18 protein-coding genes, 1 pseudogene and 1 riboswitch are annotated in these 18,921 nt (G+C 37.1%); of the genes and pseudogenes, 10 read left to right on the top strand and 9 right to left on the bottom strand.

Translation table 11 applies throughout. The features are described from left to right. Positions 1–418: 418 nt before the first annotated feature. Together cshA and F7731_RS00715 are read left to right on the top strand one after the other, a co-directional pair. Entirely contained in the window at positions 419–1,903 is a 1,485-nt protein-coding gene (gene cshA, locus F7731_RS00720; protein ID WP_281352188.1) for a degradosome RNA helicase CshA, read from the top strand. 125 nt (positions 1,904–2,028) lie between these two features. Further along, on the top strand, positions 2,029–2,229 hold the full coding sequence (locus F7731_RS00715; RefSeq protein ID WP_151532854.1) for a cold-shock protein: 201 nt from the start codon (positions 2,029–2,031) through the stop codon (positions 2,227–2,229). A gap of 27 nt (positions 2,230–2,256) precedes the next feature. Here F7731_RS00715 and F7731_RS00710 read toward each other — a convergent pair whose 3' ends face one another. Beyond that, positions 2,257–2,550, bottom strand: coding sequence for a DUF6509 family protein (locus F7731_RS00710; protein WP_151532853.1), 294 nt, complete (start codon positions 2,548–2,550; stop codon positions 2,257–2,259). Between the two features lie 346 nt (positions 2,551–2,896). Between F7731_RS00710 and F7731_RS00705 the strand changes: the two genes are divergently transcribed. The 3 genes from F7731_RS00705 (at position 2,897) to F7731_RS00695 (ending at position 4,340) form a co-directional block, all read left to right on the top strand. Continuing rightward, complete coding sequence (locus F7731_RS00705; protein WP_151532852.1) at positions 2,897–3,109, top strand: cold-shock protein; 213 nt, start codon at positions 2,897–2,899, stop codon at positions 3,107–3,109. A 147-nt stretch (positions 3,110–3,256) separates the two neighbouring features. Next, positions 3,257–4,099 (top strand): hypothetical protein, encoded by an 843-nt coding sequence (locus tag F7731_RS00700; protein ID WP_151532851.1) that lies wholly within the window; start codon positions 3,257–3,259, stop codon positions 4,097–4,099. Between the two features lie 61 nt (positions 4,100–4,160). Then, positions 4,161–4,340, top strand: coding sequence for an H-type small acid-soluble spore protein (locus F7731_RS00695; protein ID WP_151532850.1), 180 nt, complete (start codon positions 4,161–4,163; stop codon positions 4,338–4,340). 116 nt (positions 4,341–4,456) lie between these two features. Here F7731_RS00695 and bioB read toward each other — a convergent pair whose 3' ends face one another. Both bioB and F7731_RS00685 read right to left on the bottom strand, forming a co-directional pair. Further along, positions 4,457–5,452 carry a biotin synthase BioB gene (gene bioB / locus F7731_RS00690; RefSeq protein ID WP_151532849.1) on the bottom strand — a complete coding sequence of 332 codons (996 nt, stop codon included), beginning with the start codon at positions 5,450–5,452 and terminating at the stop codon, positions 4,457–4,459. A 26-nt stretch (positions 5,453–5,478) separates the two neighbouring features. Next, positions 5,479–6,075, bottom strand: a complete 597-nt coding sequence (locus tag F7731_RS00685; protein WP_151532848.1) for a biotin transporter BioY — start codon at positions 6,073–6,075, stop codon at positions 5,479–5,481. Positions 6,076–6,508: 433 nt separating this feature from the next. Between F7731_RS00685 and ilvD the strand changes: the two genes are divergently transcribed. Beyond that, a complete protein-coding gene (gene ilvD, locus F7731_RS00680; RefSeq protein ID WP_425481969.1) occupies positions 6,509–8,188 on the top strand; it encodes a dihydroxy-acid dehydratase in 1,680 nt (559 codons plus the stop codon). Between the two features lie 109 nt (positions 8,189–8,297). Here ilvD and F7731_RS00675 read toward each other — a convergent pair whose 3' ends face one another. The 5 genes from F7731_RS00675 to F7731_RS00655 all read right to left on the bottom strand — a co-directional run bounded on the left by F7731_RS00675 (position 8,298) and on the right by F7731_RS00655 (position 14,875). Beyond that, complete coding sequence (locus F7731_RS00675) at positions 8,298–8,726, bottom strand: VOC family protein (RefSeq protein ID WP_151532847.1); 429 nt, start codon at positions 8,724–8,726, stop codon at positions 8,298–8,300. Between the two features lie 52 nt (positions 8,727–8,778). Beyond that, the gene (locus F7731_RS00670; RefSeq protein ID WP_151532846.1) at positions 8,779–9,228 is read right to left on the bottom strand and encodes a flavodoxin domain-containing protein; all 450 of its coding nucleotides are present in this window, start codon (positions 9,226–9,228) and stop codon (positions 8,779–8,781) included. Next, positions 9,225–10,271 (bottom strand): ribonucleotide-diphosphate reductase subunit beta, encoded by a 1,047-nt coding sequence (locus F7731_RS00665; protein ID WP_151532845.1) that lies wholly within the window; start codon positions 10,269–10,271, stop codon positions 9,225–9,227. The genes F7731_RS00670 and F7731_RS00665 overlap by 4 nt, the downstream gene beginning before the upstream one ends. 274 nt (positions 10,272–10,545) lie before the next feature. Continuing rightward, positions 10,546–12,834 carry a ribonucleoside-diphosphate reductase subunit alpha gene (locus F7731_RS00660; protein ID WP_151532844.1) on the bottom strand — a complete coding sequence of 763 codons (2,289 nt, stop codon included), beginning with the start codon at positions 12,832–12,834 and terminating at the stop codon, positions 10,546–10,548. A gap of 145 nt (positions 12,835–12,979) precedes the next feature. Continuing rightward, a riboswitch (cobalamin riboswitch) is annotated at positions 12,980–13,296 on the bottom strand. Between the two features lie 322 nt (positions 13,297–13,618). Beyond that, complete coding sequence (locus F7731_RS00655) at positions 13,619–14,875, bottom strand: DUF445 domain-containing protein (protein ID WP_212031130.1); 1,257 nt, start codon at positions 14,873–14,875, stop codon at positions 13,619–13,621. Positions 14,876–15,220: 345 nt separating this feature from the next. Between F7731_RS00655 and F7731_RS00650 the strand changes: the two genes are divergently transcribed. Beyond that, positions 15,221–15,559, top strand: a complete 339-nt coding sequence (locus F7731_RS00650) for a hypothetical protein (protein ID WP_151532842.1) — start codon at positions 15,221–15,223, stop codon at positions 15,557–15,559. A gap of 38 nt (positions 15,560–15,597) precedes the next feature. Further along, complete coding sequence (locus tag F7731_RS00645) at positions 15,598–16,182, top strand: uracil-DNA glycosylase (RefSeq protein ID WP_343032841.1); 585 nt, start codon at positions 15,598–15,600, stop codon at positions 16,180–16,182. A 79-nt stretch (positions 16,183–16,261) separates the two neighbouring features. Here F7731_RS00645 and F7731_RS00640 read toward each other — a convergent pair whose 3' ends face one another. Beyond that, positions 16,262–17,347: a CdaR family transcriptional regulator gene (locus tag F7731_RS00640; RefSeq protein ID WP_151532841.1), complete on the bottom strand. Its 1,086-nt coding sequence runs from the start codon at positions 17,345–17,347 to the stop codon at positions 16,262–16,264. 210 nt (positions 17,348–17,557) lie between these two features. Here F7731_RS00640 and F7731_RS00635 point away from each other — a divergent pair, with 210 nt between their 5' ends. Together F7731_RS00635 and F7731_RS00630 are read left to right on the top strand one after the other, a co-directional pair. After that, positions 17,558–18,697, top strand: a complete 1,140-nt coding sequence (locus F7731_RS00635; protein WP_151532840.1) for a glycerate kinase family protein — start codon at positions 17,558–17,560, stop codon at positions 18,695–18,697. 29 nt (positions 18,698–18,726) lie between these two features. After that, a pseudogene (locus tag F7731_RS00630) lies at positions 18,727–18,870 on the top strand (GntT/GntP/DsdX family permease); the annotation flags it as partial. Positions 18,871–18,921: the final 51 nt, after the last annotated feature.

Raw genomic sequence — 18,921 nt, 5'->3', positions numbered from 1 at the left:
TGTCGACCTCGGGGTCACAAGCCAAGCCTCCCAGAAAGGAAATAACACCTTTCTGGGAGGCTCGTCTTGTGCTTGTCGGGGATGTGCACTATGGAGAGCTTCTTGGAATAATCAGCGCAGGAACAATCTGCATACTGATTGTTCCGAAGGCACTTCCGCTTTTCTATTTACGTTATTTTTTCTCCACTTTGTATATTCTTCATTCATTCCTCAAAAGAAAATCCATCCAACGTTTGCTTTTTGGGAATAAAATTTTTTCCTCGCACCCTTTAGGAAAATAAATACGAATGGGATAATAATTTCCTATTATAAAATGTAAAAAAGAATGCAAACTGGAAAACCTATTAACGTAGTAATTGATTTCTTATTCAAACAAATATTGATCACATATGGAACGATCTAAGGAGGAAATTTAATTTTGACAACTTTTTCAGATTTTGGTTTAAGTAATGAAATAGTAAAAGCATTATCAAATATGGGATTCGAGGAGCCAACACCAATTCAGGCACAATCGATTCCAATCGGACTTGAAGGCAAGGATATGATTGGCCAAGCGCAAACAGGGACAGGTAAAACAACGGCATTTGGTGTTCCTTTATTAGAAAAAATTAATATCGAAGAGGGCATTCAAGGCCTAGTGCTTGCTCCAACTCGTGAGTTAGCAGTTCAAGTGGCTGAAGAATTGAATCGAATTGGTCATGTGAAAGGTGTAAAGACATTACCGATTTATGGCGGTCAGGATATTAATCGCCAAATTAGAGCTTTAAAAAACAAACCGCATATTATTGCAGCAACGCCAGGAAGATTGATTGACCATATTGAGAGAAGAACGATTCGTCTTGGTAATATTAAAATGGCTGTTCTGGATGAAGCAGACGAAATGCTGAATATGGGCTTTATTGAAGATATTGAAAGAATTTTAGGTGAGATTCAAGGTGAACGTCAAACCCTACTCTTCTCGGCGACAATGCCTAAAAGAATTCAATCTCTTGCTGAAAAGTTTATGAATGATCCGCAATTAGTAAAAGTTAAAGCAAAAGAAATGACTGTAAAAAATATTGAACAGTATTATATGGAAGTTCATGAAAAACAGAAATTTGATGTTCTTTGCAGTTTATTAGATATTCAATCACCAGAACTTGCAATCGTGTTCGGACGTACTAAAAAGCGTGTCGATGAAGTGGTTGAAGGCTTAATTAAACGTGGGTATTCAGCAGAAGGCATTCACGGAGACATTCCACAAGCGAAGCGTGACCAAGTGATTCGCCGATTTAAAGAGCAAACGATCGATATTATGGTTGCAACGGATGTAGCAGCTCGTGGTCTTGATATTAGTGGAGTTTCTCATGTATATAACTTTGATATCCCTCAGGATCCTGAAAGCTATGTACACAGAATTGGGCGAACAGGACGTGCTGGAAATAAAGGGCTTGCAGTTACATTTGTTTCTCCAAGAGAAATTGATCATTTGAAAATTATTGAGAATGTAACAAAGAGTAAAATGACAAAACAACCTGTTCCGTCATACAAAGACGTGCTAGCAGGCAATCAGCAGGCTACCATTAATCGTTTAATGGGTGTAATCGAAAGAAACGATCATAATGATTATAAAAGAATTGCTGAGTCTTTGCTGGAAGATACGGATTCCGTCTCACTTTTAGCTGCAGCCTTGAAATTATTGACTAAGGATATTGATGTAACGCCAGTTAAATTAACAGCTGTAGAACCAATTCGGATGAGAAAGCCAAGAATGGATCGAAAAGGCGATCGCAAGCGCTACAATGATCGTGGAAGAAGTGCAAGCAGAGACGGCAGAGATAGAAGAGAAAACAGAGATAACAGAGAAAACAAAGACAACAGAGACAACAGAGACAGAAGAAGAAATAGAGTGCGCAATAAATAATTTATTTAAACTCCAAATTCCATGTATTACTATAAGTAATAATGGTTAGAATCCTAATGTATTACCCATAATAATATTTGCAGGGTAATATATTCCTGTCAGTGATTGAATTTAGGAGGATTAACATGGCAACAGGTAAAGTAAAGTGGTTCAACGCAGAAAAAGGCTTTGGATTTATTGAGGTTGAAGGTGGAGAGGACGTTTTCGTTCACTTTTCTGCGATCCAAAGTGAAGGCTTCAAAACCCTTGAAGAAGGCCAAGAGGTAAACTTTGACATAGAAGAGGGTCAGCGCGGACCTCAAGCAGTAAATGTAACAAAAGCATAAAAAATAAAAGAGCCTTTTGGGGCTCTTTTATTCATTTTCCGAAGCTTCTACATAATGCTCTCGGCAAAATTGTGCAACGAACTTTTCCTCATCTTCATCTAATGCGAAGTCTAATATAGTTTCAGACGTTAGAAAATGATAATTTAATATTCGGTAATCATCTTCATGCTTATAAAATAAAATTCTAAGCTGCAAGCCACTCTCCGAATATAATTCATCTTCGTCATCCACTAAAATATCCAAAAAGAACTCATAGCGCTCTCCTAATAAAATCCCAGTAGGATCTTGTAATTGTTCCACCGTATAGCTTATAATTTCCATAGGGTTCACCCTTTCTTCTTAAACAACACAAATTTGACATTCGAAAATCTTATATAACGAAATTTCATTATACACCTTGCCCGTAAAAATGTAATCGTATGACGATTAATTTAAAGCTTTTAAATATTTTTTATTTAATTCACTTTAATGATTTAATGGATAAAAAGAATAGGTTTTGTCTTTTGACGCTATAGGAAATATCTGTTATACTAATAATATAAATGATTTATATTAGTTTCCCAAATTCACTTGTTATTTAGAGTCGGTAATTTTGTTCCCTTTATTTAACAGGTGTTTTTATTTTTAACAGAAAAATAGGGTTCTGCCCTTTGGGAGGTGCCTTAATATGGCAATGGGATTTGGGAGAAGAAATGCGGAAGAAATCAAGATGGAAGAAGTTAAGGTATGGGAATGCTCGTCAGACTCATGCAATTGCTGGGTAAGAGATAATTTCAAAAGCAGCCAAAAACCATCATGTCCAATCTGCAAAAGTGAAATGCAAGAAACGACAAGAGAATTACAAGTTGTAAACAATAATAGTATTTATTCAAATAGTTAACATATTGCGGGGCTGTTCAGGAAGTCGGAGGATTACGACTTACTGAACAGCCTCCTTTTATTAAATCATGTGAAAGTGTCCGTTTTTGAATAGCCTAACCATACATGAACAAAATAATGGAAACTGATAAAATCGGAAGTGAGCAGCATGCCAAATTATATTTGGTATTTTTCATTAGTTTTCATTAGTATCATCATTTTTATTTTTACATTAAAGAGCACGAAAGATATTCGGAAAAATCTTTCTGTTTATTTCTTTGCTGCTGGTCTTTCCTTTTTTGGCGAGTTTATTGTCTTTATTTTGCTGGATAGTTATACGTATAATCCCGAAGTTTTTCAAGGTCTGTGGCAAAACAATATATTTGGTTCGATTATTTCTCAAGGGATCTTTATCCCAACAATATTAATGGCAATTTTAGCATTTCAATTGAAAACAAAATGGGTTTTATTGATCATTTCTATTGTGGCATTAATTGAGGAAGCTTTTTTGCTACTTCGTATTTACGAGCATCATTGGTGGGAAACGTGGTACACGACTGCTTTACTATTATTAGGTTCTTTCATTATGAAATGGTGGAAGAGACGACTGAATAATCGATCTACAGCCAATCAATTTATCACAATTTTTATGTTATTAAATACAATCTTTCATCCTGTCTCATACTTTTTGACAACCGTTTATCACTTGAAATGGTATACTCCCGGCTTGTTTGACTCAATTTATAAGGATCATATTATATTTAATACGCTTCTTGGAATTATCATTTCTATTCCAGTCACAGTCATTATACTTTTTTCGTATAATTATTTCACTTTAATTATTTTCGCAATAATTAAAGTCTTATTTGATTATTTACTTATTAATAAGGGCATCCTGCACGTAGTTGATTTCAAATTAGTCATAGCGACTACTATTTTAATGATAATTATTATTTCAGTTGTAAAAAGGGCTAGTGATCTTTTATTCCAATGGAGAGATGATTTTTATTAGGAGGATAATTTTCTCGCTGCAACAAAAAATAAAATAGAAACTATAGAAGGAGTGAGCCAAAATGGATGCTACTCGTATAAAACAAATTCTATCTTCATCAGCGGATATTGAAGTTACATACAATGGTGCTTCTGTTTGGATTGACATGCTAAATGAAGATGGAAAAACAGCCACTGTGCATTTACGGGGGCCACTTGAAGAAAGATCAACAGTAGAAATTACTGAACTGCAAGAAATATAAACAAACCTGTTGTTCAGTAAAGTAAAGGGTCGACTTCCATAATTGTTGTGGAGTCTGACCCTTATCATTTGTGTAGACTTTATATTAATATCGGACATTTATAATTATTATTCAATTCAGCAAATTGCTGCATCTACAGGCGCGAAATCGATTTCGAAACCGAGATCTTTAAGCATTTGATGATCAGCTGAATCTTTTTGCCCAGCGGTAGTCAGGTAATCACCAACAAAAATAGAGTTTGCTGGGTAAAGACCAAGTGGCTGAAGGCTTCGTAAATTAACTTCACGACCGCCAGAAATGCGAATTTCCTTAGAAGGATTGATAAATCTCATTAAACATAACACTTTAAGGCAATACCTTGGATTCAATTCATCTGTTCCTTCAAGGGGGGTTCCTTCAATAGCATGAAGGAAGTTAACCGGAATGGAATCTGCATCAAGGGCCTTTAAACTTCTAGCCATTAAGACAACATCTTCTTTTGTTTCCCTCATACCAATAATGACGCCGGAGCATGGGGAGATTCCGTGCTCCTTAATTAATTCAACTGTATTTACACGATCAGCATATGTATGGGAGGTTGTAATGGCTTCATGGTGATTCTCCGACGTATTAATATTATGATTATATCGATCCACGCCAGCCTCCTTTAATCTGGATGCCTGCTCAGGCTTTAATATCCCTAGACAAGCACATACTTTTAGCTTATATTTATCTTTTATTTCCTTAACAGCGGAAACGACTTCATCTACATCCTTATTGCTTGGGCCTCTGCCGCTGGCTACGATGCAATACGTCCCAATATTTAAATTATAAGCCTTTTCGGCTCCTTTAACGATCGAATCTTTATCCATCATGCGATATTTTTCGATTGGTGCAGTTGAGATGCTTGATTGTGAACAGTAGCCGCAATTTTCAGGGCAAAGCCCCGATTTTGTGTTTATGATCATATTAAGCTTAACCTTATTGCCATAATAATGGTGGCGCACCTTGTATGCACCATGCAGAAGCTGCAATAGTTCTCCATCAGGACAATTTAATACATTTAATGCTTCTTCGTCCGAAAGCTCGTGGCTTTCTAATATATTTTGAGCAAGCTTATTCCATTTCCCCAATTTGGTCTCCTCCAATTTCCTCCGCTTTAAGAAGCGCGTTGTGTATTTCTTAATTGACTGCGTGCGAAAACTTTGTGCTCAAGTCGAATTGCCATCATACCGGCAAGAATCGCAAGAATAATATCCTTTGGCAGTGGGACAACCATCCACATCCAAGCCATTTTATAAGTAAAGCCTTCTGGAGCAGAAGCCCATAGTTTATAGGCAAAATACATCCAGTTCGTTCCTAACACATAATTAATAACCATTCCAACTAATGCTGCAAAAATATAGACAGGTAAAGTCTTTTTCTTTTCGATAATTTTCCCAGTTACATAAGCAGTGAGAATATAAGAAAGAATAAATCCAAATGTTGGGCTAATGAGAGAAGATAAGCCTCCGCCAAATTTTGCAAAAACAGGTACGCCTGCAAGACCGACAAATGCATAAACAGCCATTGTTATTGCGCCAAGCCGGCTGCCTAAAATGGCGCCAGAAAGAATGGCAAAAAAGGTTTGCAGTGTGATCGGAACTCCACCGATGACCATAAAAGGGACAAAGGATGTGATATTCGCGCCAATACACATCAAGGCGACAAACATGCTAGCAAGGGTTAAATCAATCGCTCGTAGTTTCTTTTTCATCATCATTTCCTCCAAATGCTGTATTAAATTTAGAATAAGTCCTCTTATGTGTATATGTCAACCTATTTTTATTTTTGGTTAACATATATTATATTCACTGAGTTGACGTACAAGATCATTTTTAATATCAATAAATTATTGCGAAATAAAATATTAAAGATGCCTCTATTCTATAAAAATACTGAATTTTTAAGTTTTTCCTTTACTTTTTGAAAGAATTGGTGTTTAATTTATTATATTATTTAAATCATTTTTATTATCTAATTATTAGATGGTCTTTATTTATAATGTCTAGCTCCAGCGCCTACCCCCTCGAGGTCATAAGCCGCTTCGCCCAGAAAGGTAAAGAACACCTTTCCGTTCGAATCGTCTTATGCTTGTCGGGGGTGAACAAGGCGCTTGCGCTTTTCTAACGAAATGTGGAGGGATCAGAGTGGCAGAATTACGCAGTAATATGATTAAACAAGGATTTGACCGTGCACCGCATAGAAGTTTGCTACGTGCAGCGGGTGTAAAAGAGGAGGACTTCGGTAAACCGTTCATCGCTGTTGTCAATTCTTATATTGATATAGTTCCGGGGCATATTCACTTACAAGAATTTGGGAAAATTGTCAAAGAAGCAATTCGCGAAGCTGGTGGTGTTCCATTTGAAATGAATACGATTGGTGTTGATGATGGAATTGCGATGGGGCATATTGGGATGAGATATTCATTGCCAAGCCGTGAAATTATTGCTGACTCCGTAGAAACAGTTGTAGCGGCACACTGGTTCGATGGCATGGTATGTATTCCAAATTGCGACAAAATCACACCTGGAATGATGATGGCCTCACTCCGCCTCAATATTCCTACAATATTTGTTAGTGGCGGCCCGATGAAGGCGGGAACAGATAGTGCTGGTAATCCGCTTGACTTAACATCTGTATTCGAAGGGGTAGGTGCTTTCCAATCTGGTAAAATTGATGAAGCTAGATTGCTAGAAATTGAGCAACTTGCCTGTCCAACTTGCGGATCTTGCTCGGGAATGTTTACAGCGAACTCAATGAACTGTTTAGCGGAAGGACTTGGTCTTGCCCTTCCAGGAAACGGCACGATTTTAGCGGTTGCTGAGGAACGTAAAGAGTTTGTTAAGCAATCCGCCAAACAATTAATGGAGCTAATTAAGAAGGATATTAAGCCTCGGGACATTGTTACAATTGATGCAATCGATAACGCATTTGCATTAGATATGGCGATGGGCGGTTCGACAAATACGGTTCTTCATACGTTAGCATTGGCTCATGAAGCTGAAATTGAGTACTCATTAGAGCGCATTAATGAAATCGCTACTCGTGTTCCGCATTTAGCAAAAATCGCTCCTGCGTCTGATTATCACATTGAAGATGTTCATAATGCAGGTGGAGTTAGTGCAATCATTAATGAGCTACTAAAGAAGCCAGGTGCCTTTAATGGAGAATGTCTGACTGTTTCAGGAAAGACAATCCGTGAAAATGTAGCAGGTAGTGATATTTTAGATAAGGACGTTATTCGACCATTAGATAACCCTCATTCTGAGCAAGGCGGACTAGCTGTTCTATTCGGAAATTTAGCTCCGGATGGTTCTATTATTAAGGTCGGTGCCGTTGATGAATCTGTGGGCGGCTACCATAGAGGACCTGCCATCTGCTTTGATTCTCAAGAAGATGCACTTTCAGGAATCATTACTGGGAAAGTAGAAGAAGGACATGTAGTAGTGATCCGCTATGAAGGACCAAAAGGCGGTCCTGGGATGCCGGAAATGCTTGCTCCGACTTCGCAAATTGTTGGAAGAGGGCTTGGAGCGAAAGTGGGCTTAATTACAGACGGACGCTTCTCAGGAGCATCAAGAGGAATCTCTATCGGACATATTTCTCCTGAAGCGGCAGAAGGCGGACCAATTGCGTTTGTAGAAGATGGTGATATCATTGAGCTCGATTTAAAGAAACGCACGATCCAGCTCGAAATTTCTGATGAAGAAATGGAAAGACGGAAAGCGAATTGGAAGGGCTTTGAACCGAAAGTGAAGAAGGGTTATTTAGCACGCTATTCGAAGCTTGTGACATCAGCAAATACTGGCGGAGTAATGAAATATTAAGAACTGGGCAAAGACCTATGAACAGTCAAATATGACTATTCATAGGTCTTTTTTGGATTTATGTAATAGCAATCACATTTTAATAGGTCGTAAAGTCTATGTTTAACACCTACATAACGCTTTCGCCATTATCATAATTAAATTGCCAAGCAATGCCGAATTTGTCTGTAACTTGTCCGTAGCATTTGCTCCAGAAGGTTTCCTGAAGCTCCATCGCTACTTTACCGCCTTCTTTTATTTTGTTAAATTGAGCTTTCACGTCATCAAGATTCGTACTAACGACCGCAAGGCTAATATTATTGCCTTCAATAAAAGGCATGCCTGGAAAAACATCAGAAAACATGACATTGCTGCCATGAATATTTAGTCTTGCATGCATAACAAGATTTTTTGCTTCCTCTGGCAGTGGATATTCTGGATTTGGAGGGGCCTCACCAAATGTCATGATTTTTGGAAGTTCAGTTCCAAAAACATCAGCATAAAATTCAACTACTTCTCGGCAATTTCCATTAAAGTTAAGATACACATCAACAGCCATTTGCAACACTCCTTGAAAATTTTTAATAATGCATGTTACATTTTATCATCAATCAATGCAATATCAAATTTTCAAACCGAGCAAGTAATAAATCTACGAATTTATTGCATCTTGCTATATCCTGTTGTTGGGGCAATAATTCAACTTTTAAAGTAACCGATAAATCTGTTTTTACATTCAGTAGGTCTCTGAACATATCGACCGCTCCACAGTAATGAGGATAAAAACTGTCCCCAGTCCCGAAGACACCTGTTACTATGTTTCTTCTATCGATCTTCTTAAACTCCTGATAAAGAGGCATCATTTCATCCGGAATTTCTCCATTGCCCCACGTGTAAGTGCCTATAACAATTGCATCAAATTCATCTAACCGATGACAGGCAAATTGTTCTATGCTATATAAATAAACATCTAAGCTTCTTTGTTTGAACTGATTATTTATTAATAAGGCTAATTCTTTTGTATTTCCGCTAATCGAGGTATAAATAATTCCAATCCTCATAGTTCATCAAAACCATTATCTTGAGAAACCTTCGTATACGTACGAGACTTTTGTTCAAAGAAGTCGGACTTCGTTTCATTCATCATTTCATCGCTAAATACATGAATCCAAGGCATTGGGTTTTCTCGTCCCTCATATAGGTTTTGAAGTCCTAATTGTCGAAGCCGTTTATTAGCAAGGTACTCAACATAGCCTTCAAATTCATCTAAATCGATTCCTTGAATATCCTTCAATATATATTGAGCCCATTCCTTTTCAAGCTTGACTGCTTTTTGAATCGTATTATATACATATTGGTTATTTTGCTCCGTATTCAATTCCGGATTTTCAGCAAGGAGAATACGGATAAATTGCGCAATGAAGTAGGCATGCTGCATTTCATCACGTTGAATATAACTAATCATGGAACTCGTTTTAAGCATTTTTTGCTGTCGTGCCAGGTTATAGAAAAAGGCGAAGCCTGCATAGAAATAAATTCCCTCTAAATTAATCGAGTTAATTCCAAGCTCAAATAAATTTTGCAGCGTTGGGCTATTTCTGAATTTTTCATAAGATTCTAGAATTAATTGATTGCGTTTTCGAACAATAGGGTCATCCTTTGCCTGGTCAAAGCGGGCAATTTGTTCATTGATGGGAATAAGCGAACTCAAAATATAAGAATAAGATTCATTATGAACTGCTTCCTGCTGAGAAATAACAGCAAAAATCGCTTTAAAGCTTGGATCTGTGACAAAATCCATGACTTGAGTCATCATTGGTGTTTGCAAGCTATCAAGTGAAGCAAGCTGTGTATTTATCCGCAGAAAAACATCCTGTTCTTTTGTAGTTAAAGTATCCCATTGTTTAATGTCGTCTTGCATATTGATTTCTTGGGCTTTCCAGAAGTTGGATAATAAAGTTTGATACATTCGATACATTTGGGGATATCTAATGTCATTCCAATTTAATATACCTGATGCTTGACCGTTTACTAGACTAGTAGATTTATTTGGGAACGCAGGATTAAGCAATTTTATTTTTGTTAATAATGGTTGATGTGACATGGAATCGCTCCTTTTGAAAATAGAATTCAATATAATCGGAAAGTCGCCGATATAATCGGAAAGTCGCCGATATATCCAGAAAGTCGCCGATATAATCGGAAAGTCGCCGATATATCCGGAAAGTCTCTGATATAACCAGGAAGTCGCCGATATATCCGGAAAGTCGCCGATATAATCGGAAAGTCGCCGATATAATCGGAAAGTCGCCGATATAATCGGGAAGTCGCCAATATTTCCGAAAAGTCACTGATATATCCGGCAAATCACTAATATATTAACTATGGCAAGCTTCGCATTCATCAATTTCAGTTTGTGAAGTACTGCGAACATAATAGGTCGTTTTTAAACCGTGCTTCCAGGCTTCTAAATGAAGCTGTAATAAATCCCTTGCTTTAATATCATGACGAACATAGAGATTGAAGCTAATCGATTGATCAATATGTCGCTGCCGTGCTGCGTTCTGTTTAATGCTCCATAATTGGTTTAATTCATGCCTCACACGACGGTAATAGTTGTAAGTGTGATGATCTAATTCAGGTGCGGTGACTTTAAACTTGAAATTTTTCTTTTCTTCCGCATATTCAATCGCATAAAGAGGATCGATACCGTCTGTTGACCCGCCAATTTTGGCTGTTGATGAGTTTGGAGCGACTGCAAGCATCCAGCCATTACGAACACCATATGTTTGAATGTCATTTTGTAACTTATTCCATCGTTCGGAGGAATACTTTTTACGTTTAAAATACTCGCCAGATTGCCACTCAGAGCCTTCAAATAATTTATAGGCACCTTTCTCTTTTGCTAGTTCCATTGAAGCTTGTATCGTATAAAAGGCGATATCCTCATAAAGTTCATTTGCATACTCAACTGCTTGATCAGATTCCCAGTGGATTCCTTTTATAGCAAGGAGGTGATGCCAACCAAATGAGCCTAATCCAACTGCCCTGTATTTCTGATTTGTCCATTTTGCCTGTCCGACGGAAATATGATTAATATCTATTGTATTATCTAGCATTCTCATTTGTACTCGAATTAGGCGTTCCAAAGCATTGGCCTTAACCGCATTTGGAAGATGAATAGAGGATAAATTACATACAACAAAATCACCTGGTTTTCGGACAATGATGATATTTCCTTCTTCATCTTGATATTCCTTTTGAATCGTAGTAGCTGACATATTTTGCATAATTTCTGTACATAAATTACTGCAATATATAGAAGTGCGTCCGATGCCTTTTAAATGTTTATTCGGATTTTGGCGGTTTACTTCATCTCGATAGAACATATAAGGTGTGCCTGCTTCCAATTGAGAAACCATGATTCTAGCCATAATATCCATTGCACGGTAAGTCTTCCTAGGTAGAAGAGGGTGGCTAACCGCATCCTCATATTTTTCTGTAAAAAGTTTCTCAGCAGACTCATCGTAAAAATCCTCTAGTCCTAGCGGGTTCCCATTCTCATCCTTCCAGCCCATTATTTGCTTTACTTGATGTGGGCAGAACGTATGCCATTCTCCAATGCTTCTGCCTGTTGCGTTCACCTCTTCAAGCTTCTTCATGAATAGGTCCGGGATTGCTACCCCTGTAAATATGTCATGTGCTTTCCTGCGCTCATCTCCGTTATTTGTCTTTAAATCTAAAAATCCATTCATAATGTCTTTGTGAAAGACATCTAAATAGATGGCAATTGCTCCTTGTCTTTGCCCTAACTGATCGACACTGACAGCCGTATCATTCACAAGCCTGATCCAAGGAATAACACCTGAGGAATTTCCTTTAAACTTCTTAATGTCAGAACCTAAAGCACGGACTTTTCCATAATAAATTCCAATTCCGCCGCCATCCTTGCTTAATCTGGCAATATCCCAATTATTCAGGTAGATACTGTCTAATGAATCATCGACTATATCAATAAAGCAGGATGACAACTGGCCATAGCTTTTTCCTGCATTTGCAAGTGTTGGAGTAGCAACAGTCATATATAGATTGCTTAAAGCCCAATAAGCTTCCTTGACTAATGATATTCGGTTTGTTTTATCTTCATTTTTCATTAATGTCATGGCAATAATCATGAATCGCTCCTGTGGCAGCTCATAAATATTTTTTTCGTAATCTTTAGCAAGATAACGGTCAGCTATGAGAAACAGACCAACATAATTAAATAAATAATCCTTTTCAGGATCAATCACTTTTCCTAATTGAGTGATCTCCTCTTTAGAATAGAAACTCACTAAATCTTTTGAATAAATCCCGATGTTAGTAAGTTTGTTGATGAGACTGTAAAAATCACCATATTTTAATTTCTCGTCATATCCTCTATTATTTGCTGCCTGCATATACAAATCTCTTAAATATAAGTGAGCAGCAAGAAAGGTCCAGTCTGGCTGATCCATTGATATGTTGTTTAAGGAATATAGAAGGGCATGCTGATTAGCTGAAAAATCGGTTTGCTGCAGTTCCTCTAATTGCTGTTTAAGCGGCTGAACGTCGATTTTATATAAACTTGAAGCTCTGTTTATCTCTTCTAATACAGAATTTAATTGTGTGTGAACATTAGTACTCATTATCGTATCCCCTTTACTTGTTTAATTTTCCAAAACAAAAAACCCATCGCTCAAAGAGGATGGGGAAGTAAAACGTTGATATAATAATAGATTAAAAAAGTCTATCAAAATACCCTCGCTCTACCTTCCCAGCTCCCGAAGAAGATAACACGTTATAAATATGGCAGGTCTCCTGACTTGTGCTTTTGCCTACTCTAAGCCCTTCCCATCTTATAAGAAAAGCGCAAGCGCCTTGCCCACCCCCGACAAGCACAAGACAAGCCTCTCGGAAAGGTGTTCTTTACCTTTCTGGGAGGATTGGCTTGTGACCTCGAGGGGGTAGGCGCTGGAGCTAGACATTTCTTATAAAAAGACAGTGGTTTTTACTTATTTCGATAGCACTTACAGTTGCGGGAACAGTTCTGGAATTCCACCAGATTCCCTATTAAGTCCTGTTCGGACACCATATTTATTGGATTAACACTGTATATTGTGTTGTTGAATCAAAATTAATACTATATATGTAACTTTTATGATTATAAGACAAACGAGATTTTTTGACAACCTTTTTAAATCCCGAGATTTATTATCTAATTTGCGAATATTAAAGACAGAGTGAGCCGTATTTGGTTCACTGATTTTATTAAGCCGGTATATTTCAGGGGTCCCAATAATAAAATTGCAAACAAAACACATGGCCTTTTCAAAGTGAAAATCGCCATGTGTTTTTTGATAATCCAGTGATAAGCCTTATGGCCATTAATTGTTTTAATGGTGAGAGGGGTCTTTTATGTTATCATGCATATTATAATAGCCTAGACAGAGCTTGTACTCCAGTTAGGAAAATCCCTATTATAAAACCACAAACTGCTCCGTTCACACGAATCCATTGTAAATCTTTTCCTACATTGTTTTCCATCATATCAATCAGTGTTTCGTTGTCTAGTTTATCTAAATTTTCTTGCACAAGATTGCCAATTTGTGAATGATTATTTTCAACGAAAACGGTTATTTGTTTCTGTATCCAGTCATCAATGGTGATTTTATTTTCCTTTATGTTGTCTAGGATGTGATTCATCAATGGTAAAAGATAAGTATCAATAAATTCTTTATTCTCTAAGAAAACTAACGCATTTTGTTGAATTTGGTGAAGGCTTTCGGCTATTAGTTGATCAGGATCCCATTTAGCTAGAAGTTGATTTTTCCATTTTTCAATTCCCTCTACTAGCTCCTTGTTCTCATTAATACTTCGAATCTCTTTTCGGATATATAAGATTAATGCTTCTCTATTTGGTTCTTCTTCGCGTTGCAAACTCTTTATAACACTTAATAATAGGTTTTGTACGATGTTTCCAAGCTTTTCCTCGTTAAGTAGACTCTGGATAGTTTTAAGAGCAAATGCAAGCATACCATCTGCTTGAATATTGTTAAGTACATTCATGGAAACTGTGCCAAGTCGGTAACGAGTTTGTTCTTCTCTTAACCAAGTCTCAACTTTGTTCAAAATATGATCCAAAGCTTTCTTATCAAATTGTTCATTTAGCAGCTGAGAACTAACTAATTGAAGTAATTTACTCATCTCAATGTTAGAAAGGGTCGATACGATTTGATTTTTAATGAAAGGTGTAATCTTTTCAATTTCTATATAACGAATCATTTGCTTAATTAGTTTGATCATACCTTTTCTAAACGTATCTGTTTGCATTTGTTTGACGAAAAGGGCAATCAACTTTTCTGTAAATGGAATATGTTTTACTTTCTCTTGGATACTTTCCTTAGAAAGCCAGTCGTTTTTCAACATCGAAACAAGTCCATTTGTCATTCTTTTCCGATTATTAGGCAGTAATGCTGTATGAGGGATTGGTAATCCAAGCGGATGGCGAAACAGTGCAGTCACGGCAAACCAATCTGCTAGTCCGCCAACAAGCCCCGCTTCAAATCCACCATGTAATAAATTTAGCCATAATGAACCTTGAAATGGGGTAGTTGCAATAAATCCTATCCCCATAATAATTAGTGAATACAAAGCAATTTTTTTTGAAGATTTTGTTTTTGTTGACATCAAATATTACCTCATCCTACATGTTATAAATTTACTATAACCTAACCAATAGCAAATTTAAATAAAACGTTTACTAGTATTGTAAACTCCGCTCTTTATCTTCAAAAAAATAATTAAATACACCAAAATATTTCACTTCTTCAAACTGAGTCAAGTTTTGTGGGAGCATTTTTTTGATCCAATTTTTGTAGAGCGAAGTATATTAGCTAATACATATTTAATAAACTACACTCTATTCAAGTTAAGAGGGCTATACGACACTTATTCCTTTTCGAATAAAAATTAACTTAAAGAAAATAATACATTCAAAGCTTCTTTTTATTTTCATAATGGAGGGCATATATAATGTCTGTAATAGTGTACCAAACCTTTGAAATCAAACAGGACAAATTTAAAGAAGGCATCGAAAATCTGCAAGAAATAAAGAAATTTAGAAATGAAAATTTTCATCATAAGGTTGAAATTTTAACCCCCATTACTGGTAAAGATCATACATTCTCAATGATTACGACATATGAAGGACTGGCAGAAATGGAACTTCAAAATAAGAAGATGTTTGATGACGATGAGTATTTAAAACTTGTCGAATCCTTCTTTTTGGAAAATATTATTCAAGGCAGTATGAATACACAGTTTTATCGGATCATGACTGAGCCGCCTGAAAAGAAAGGGAAAGAAAAATAAATTTTAACTCTATGGAAAGCGATGATAGAAGAGAGATGATGGCGATAGATAATTTTTGTGCAAGTTTGTGGCCAGAAGATCCCATTCCTCATAGCCAGAAAGATTGCCGTGAATGCGGTCTATTTGAACATGGGTCAAGAATGGTTTGGGGTGAAGGGAACCCTGATGCACCAATCATGATCATTCTTGATAATCCTGGGGCGAGAGAGAATCGTGAAGGAAATCCATTCGTTTGCGGGACGCGGCAAACCTTGCAAAAGGCCGCAAATGTTACAGGCTTAGAAGTGAAGGATTTATACGTTACATTTATTCTAAAAAGAAGACCGATCCGCACCTACGATAAAGAAAAGACGCGAGAAACATGTATGATCCATCTAAAGGAGCAATTAACTGAAAAGAAACCGAAAATTATTTTTTGTTTAGGCAATGTCGCAGTGCAATCTTTCTTCCAAAATCCTGAGGCCGAGGTAAAGATGTTACGAGGTTCTTGGCATCATATAAATGGATTCAAGACAGCTGTTGCTTATCATCCGCTCGCAATAAGGAGAAGACCTAATTTAGAGGCATTATTTTTGAGTGACTGGAGGATGGTGGCGGAAGCCTTCAAAAATATGAAAGCATAATTGTAGCCAAATGCACTTTCGATAAAAGAAAAGCATTTGGCCTTTTTATTTATACATATCACTGACAAAGGGAACACATTCATTCAGCCATCTTTCTCACCCAAATAGCTAGCTGTAATACAAGCGCATCTTGAAAGAGCTGAGGGTCATAACCGGTTATTTCCTTGACCTTTTTTATTCTATAAATAAGTGAATTACGATGAATAAACATGTTTTTCGCACATTCCCCAATGTTAAAATTGTGCGCATTGAATTGCTCTAAAGTATCGATGAATTTTTCTGATAAATCACCTAATACTCGTTCAGCAAATTGCTGCTTTGTCCGCTCATCCAACTGATCCAAAAGTGCCATCATTTCAATTTCAGGGTAAGCGACAAGGGGCTTACTCCCTCCAAATTTTATGGCGCATAAAGCTTCGTGATACGAGTATTTTATATGGGTTTGCTCTGTAACAGCTGAGCCCATACCAATTTTTGTGGAAATATGCTTTCTTTCAAAAACACTAAACATTTCCATTAATTTTTTTCTGAACTGATCATCTTGAATAGTTGAGGAAAGAATGAATAATCGGTTTACACTTAAAAAACCAAAAAGTGTTTCATTCATGGGGAAAATATCAGCCAATAATTGAATGGCGACACTTTTTTTTACATGATTTAGCTCAAGGTCGACGACAGCTACTTGATAGGGTATTTCTATTTGGCAATCAATTAGATGCATTTTTTGTTTAATAGATTCGATTTTTAATGGGGTTGTTATTAGTTCTTCGAAGATTAACTCCTTCAAATTCTGTTTCCATTCTAGCTGTTCTGTCATATAGGCCTGGTGAATAATCATTTCGGTAATCATTTTTACTAATTCACCAAATTCCATAAGTTCATCTGGATTGCCCGTAATACCGATTACTCCAATTATTTGATCTTGAAATTGGATAGGTAGGTTGATTCCCGGGAGTGCGCCTTCCCAATGGTGACTATTTGATTCTTGAATAATGAGCGGGTTCCCTGTGCGAATCACTTCAATGGCTCCGTAGTGAGCTTGACTCATTCGCTCTAAATCTCCAGATGCAATAATAATTCCGCTTTTATCCATAATATTTATGTTTCGATTTAAACGAATCATTGTTTGAGTGACAACTTCTTTTGCTATTTCCTTCGTTAACATAGCGTCGATCCTTTGGAATAGTATTTTTATTTATTGTACACAAAAAAATAGCAAAAATCATAGTGTTTTTTGTTTGCGGCAAACGATGTGTAAACTAATTTTAGTGATTATAATAGTAATTAAGGTTTATTGTGTTGTATAACAACAATATTATATTTAAATAGTTATATAAAAGAGTTGTCATAATTTCATAAGAAGGTGGCATGCGAAATGAAAATTGTAATTGCACCCGATTCATTCAAAGGAAGCTTGACAGCCGTTGAAGCAGCTCAAGCAATTGAAAGAGGGGTGGCAAAGGCAGTCCAGGATGCAAAAACAGTTATAGTGCCTGTAGCAGATGGCGGAGAAGGAACGATGGAAAGCTTAGTAGCCGCGACGAATGGCCGAATGGTTGAAGAAACAGTGAAAGGTCCATTGCTTGATTCTGTACAAGCTGCTTATGGAATTTTGGGGGATAAGGACACTTGTGTAATTGAAATAGCAATTGCTTCCGGCATATGTTTGATTGATTCCGACAAACTCAATCCAATGGCAGCCACTACATTCGGTACAGGACAATTGATTAAAAAAGCGTTAGATGACGGTTATCGTAAATTTATTTTGGCGATTGGCGGAAGCGCTACCAATGATGGTGGGATTGGCATGCTTCAAGCTTTAGGGATGAAGCTGTTAGATATTCATAATCAAACAGTTGGCTATGGCGGTGCAGAGCTTTCGCGCATTGTGCAAATAGATGACAGAGATTTTGATCCCCGCATTGCCCAATGTGAATTTTTAATTGCGTCAGATGTGCAAAATCCATTGATTGGGAAAGATGGAGCTTCACATGTTTTCGGTCCGCAAAAAGGAGCTACTCCTGAAATGGTTGAGGTTTTGGACAAAAATTTAACCCATTGGGCAAATTTGGTTGAAGAAAAAACAGGAATTCAATTACATGATAAACCTGGTGCTGGAGCGGCAGGTGGAATAGGCGGAGCATTCCAAGCGTTTTTCCCTTCCAAAACACGAAGAGGGATAGATATCGTTATTGAATACTCAAAGCTTGAAGAACATTTAGCTGATGCAGAATGTGTTTTCACTGGAGAAGGACAAATTGATTTCCAAACAGCATCCGGGAAAACACCAATGGGGGTTGCAGAAGCAGGCAAGAAGAAGGGGATTCCTGTATTTGCACTTGCGGGCTCAGTAGGTCAAGGGATTGATGTTTTGTACGAATATGGAATAACTAGTGTGACAAGCATTGTAAATTCACCGATGACTCTTCAAGAAGCGATGACAAGAGGTGCAGCACTTCTTGAGCAAACAGCTGAGCAAGTCATGCGTACGTATTTAGCGGCTATAAAAAAATAGAAAAAGACAGGAGGAGAAATGAAAAGTGTGTGAATGACAGTTTCTTCTGGGTAGTTACAGAATTTAGCGGAATGAAGATCAAAGATGCCTATAAAGCACAAACAATGGCAACGCTTTTACAAGGGATTGTAACCATTGTCCTTACGATGATTTTGTGGATTATCTTAGTTTAATTGAAGATAAAAAGACAGAGAGCTAGGTTTAGTTCTCTGTCTTTTTCGTTT

Source organism: Cytobacillus depressus (assembly GCF_008923245.1).
Lineage (GTDB): Bacteria > Bacillota > Bacilli > Bacillales > Cytobacillaceae > Cytobacillus > Cytobacillus depressus.
This window is presented reverse-complemented; position numbering and strand designations above follow the sequence as displayed.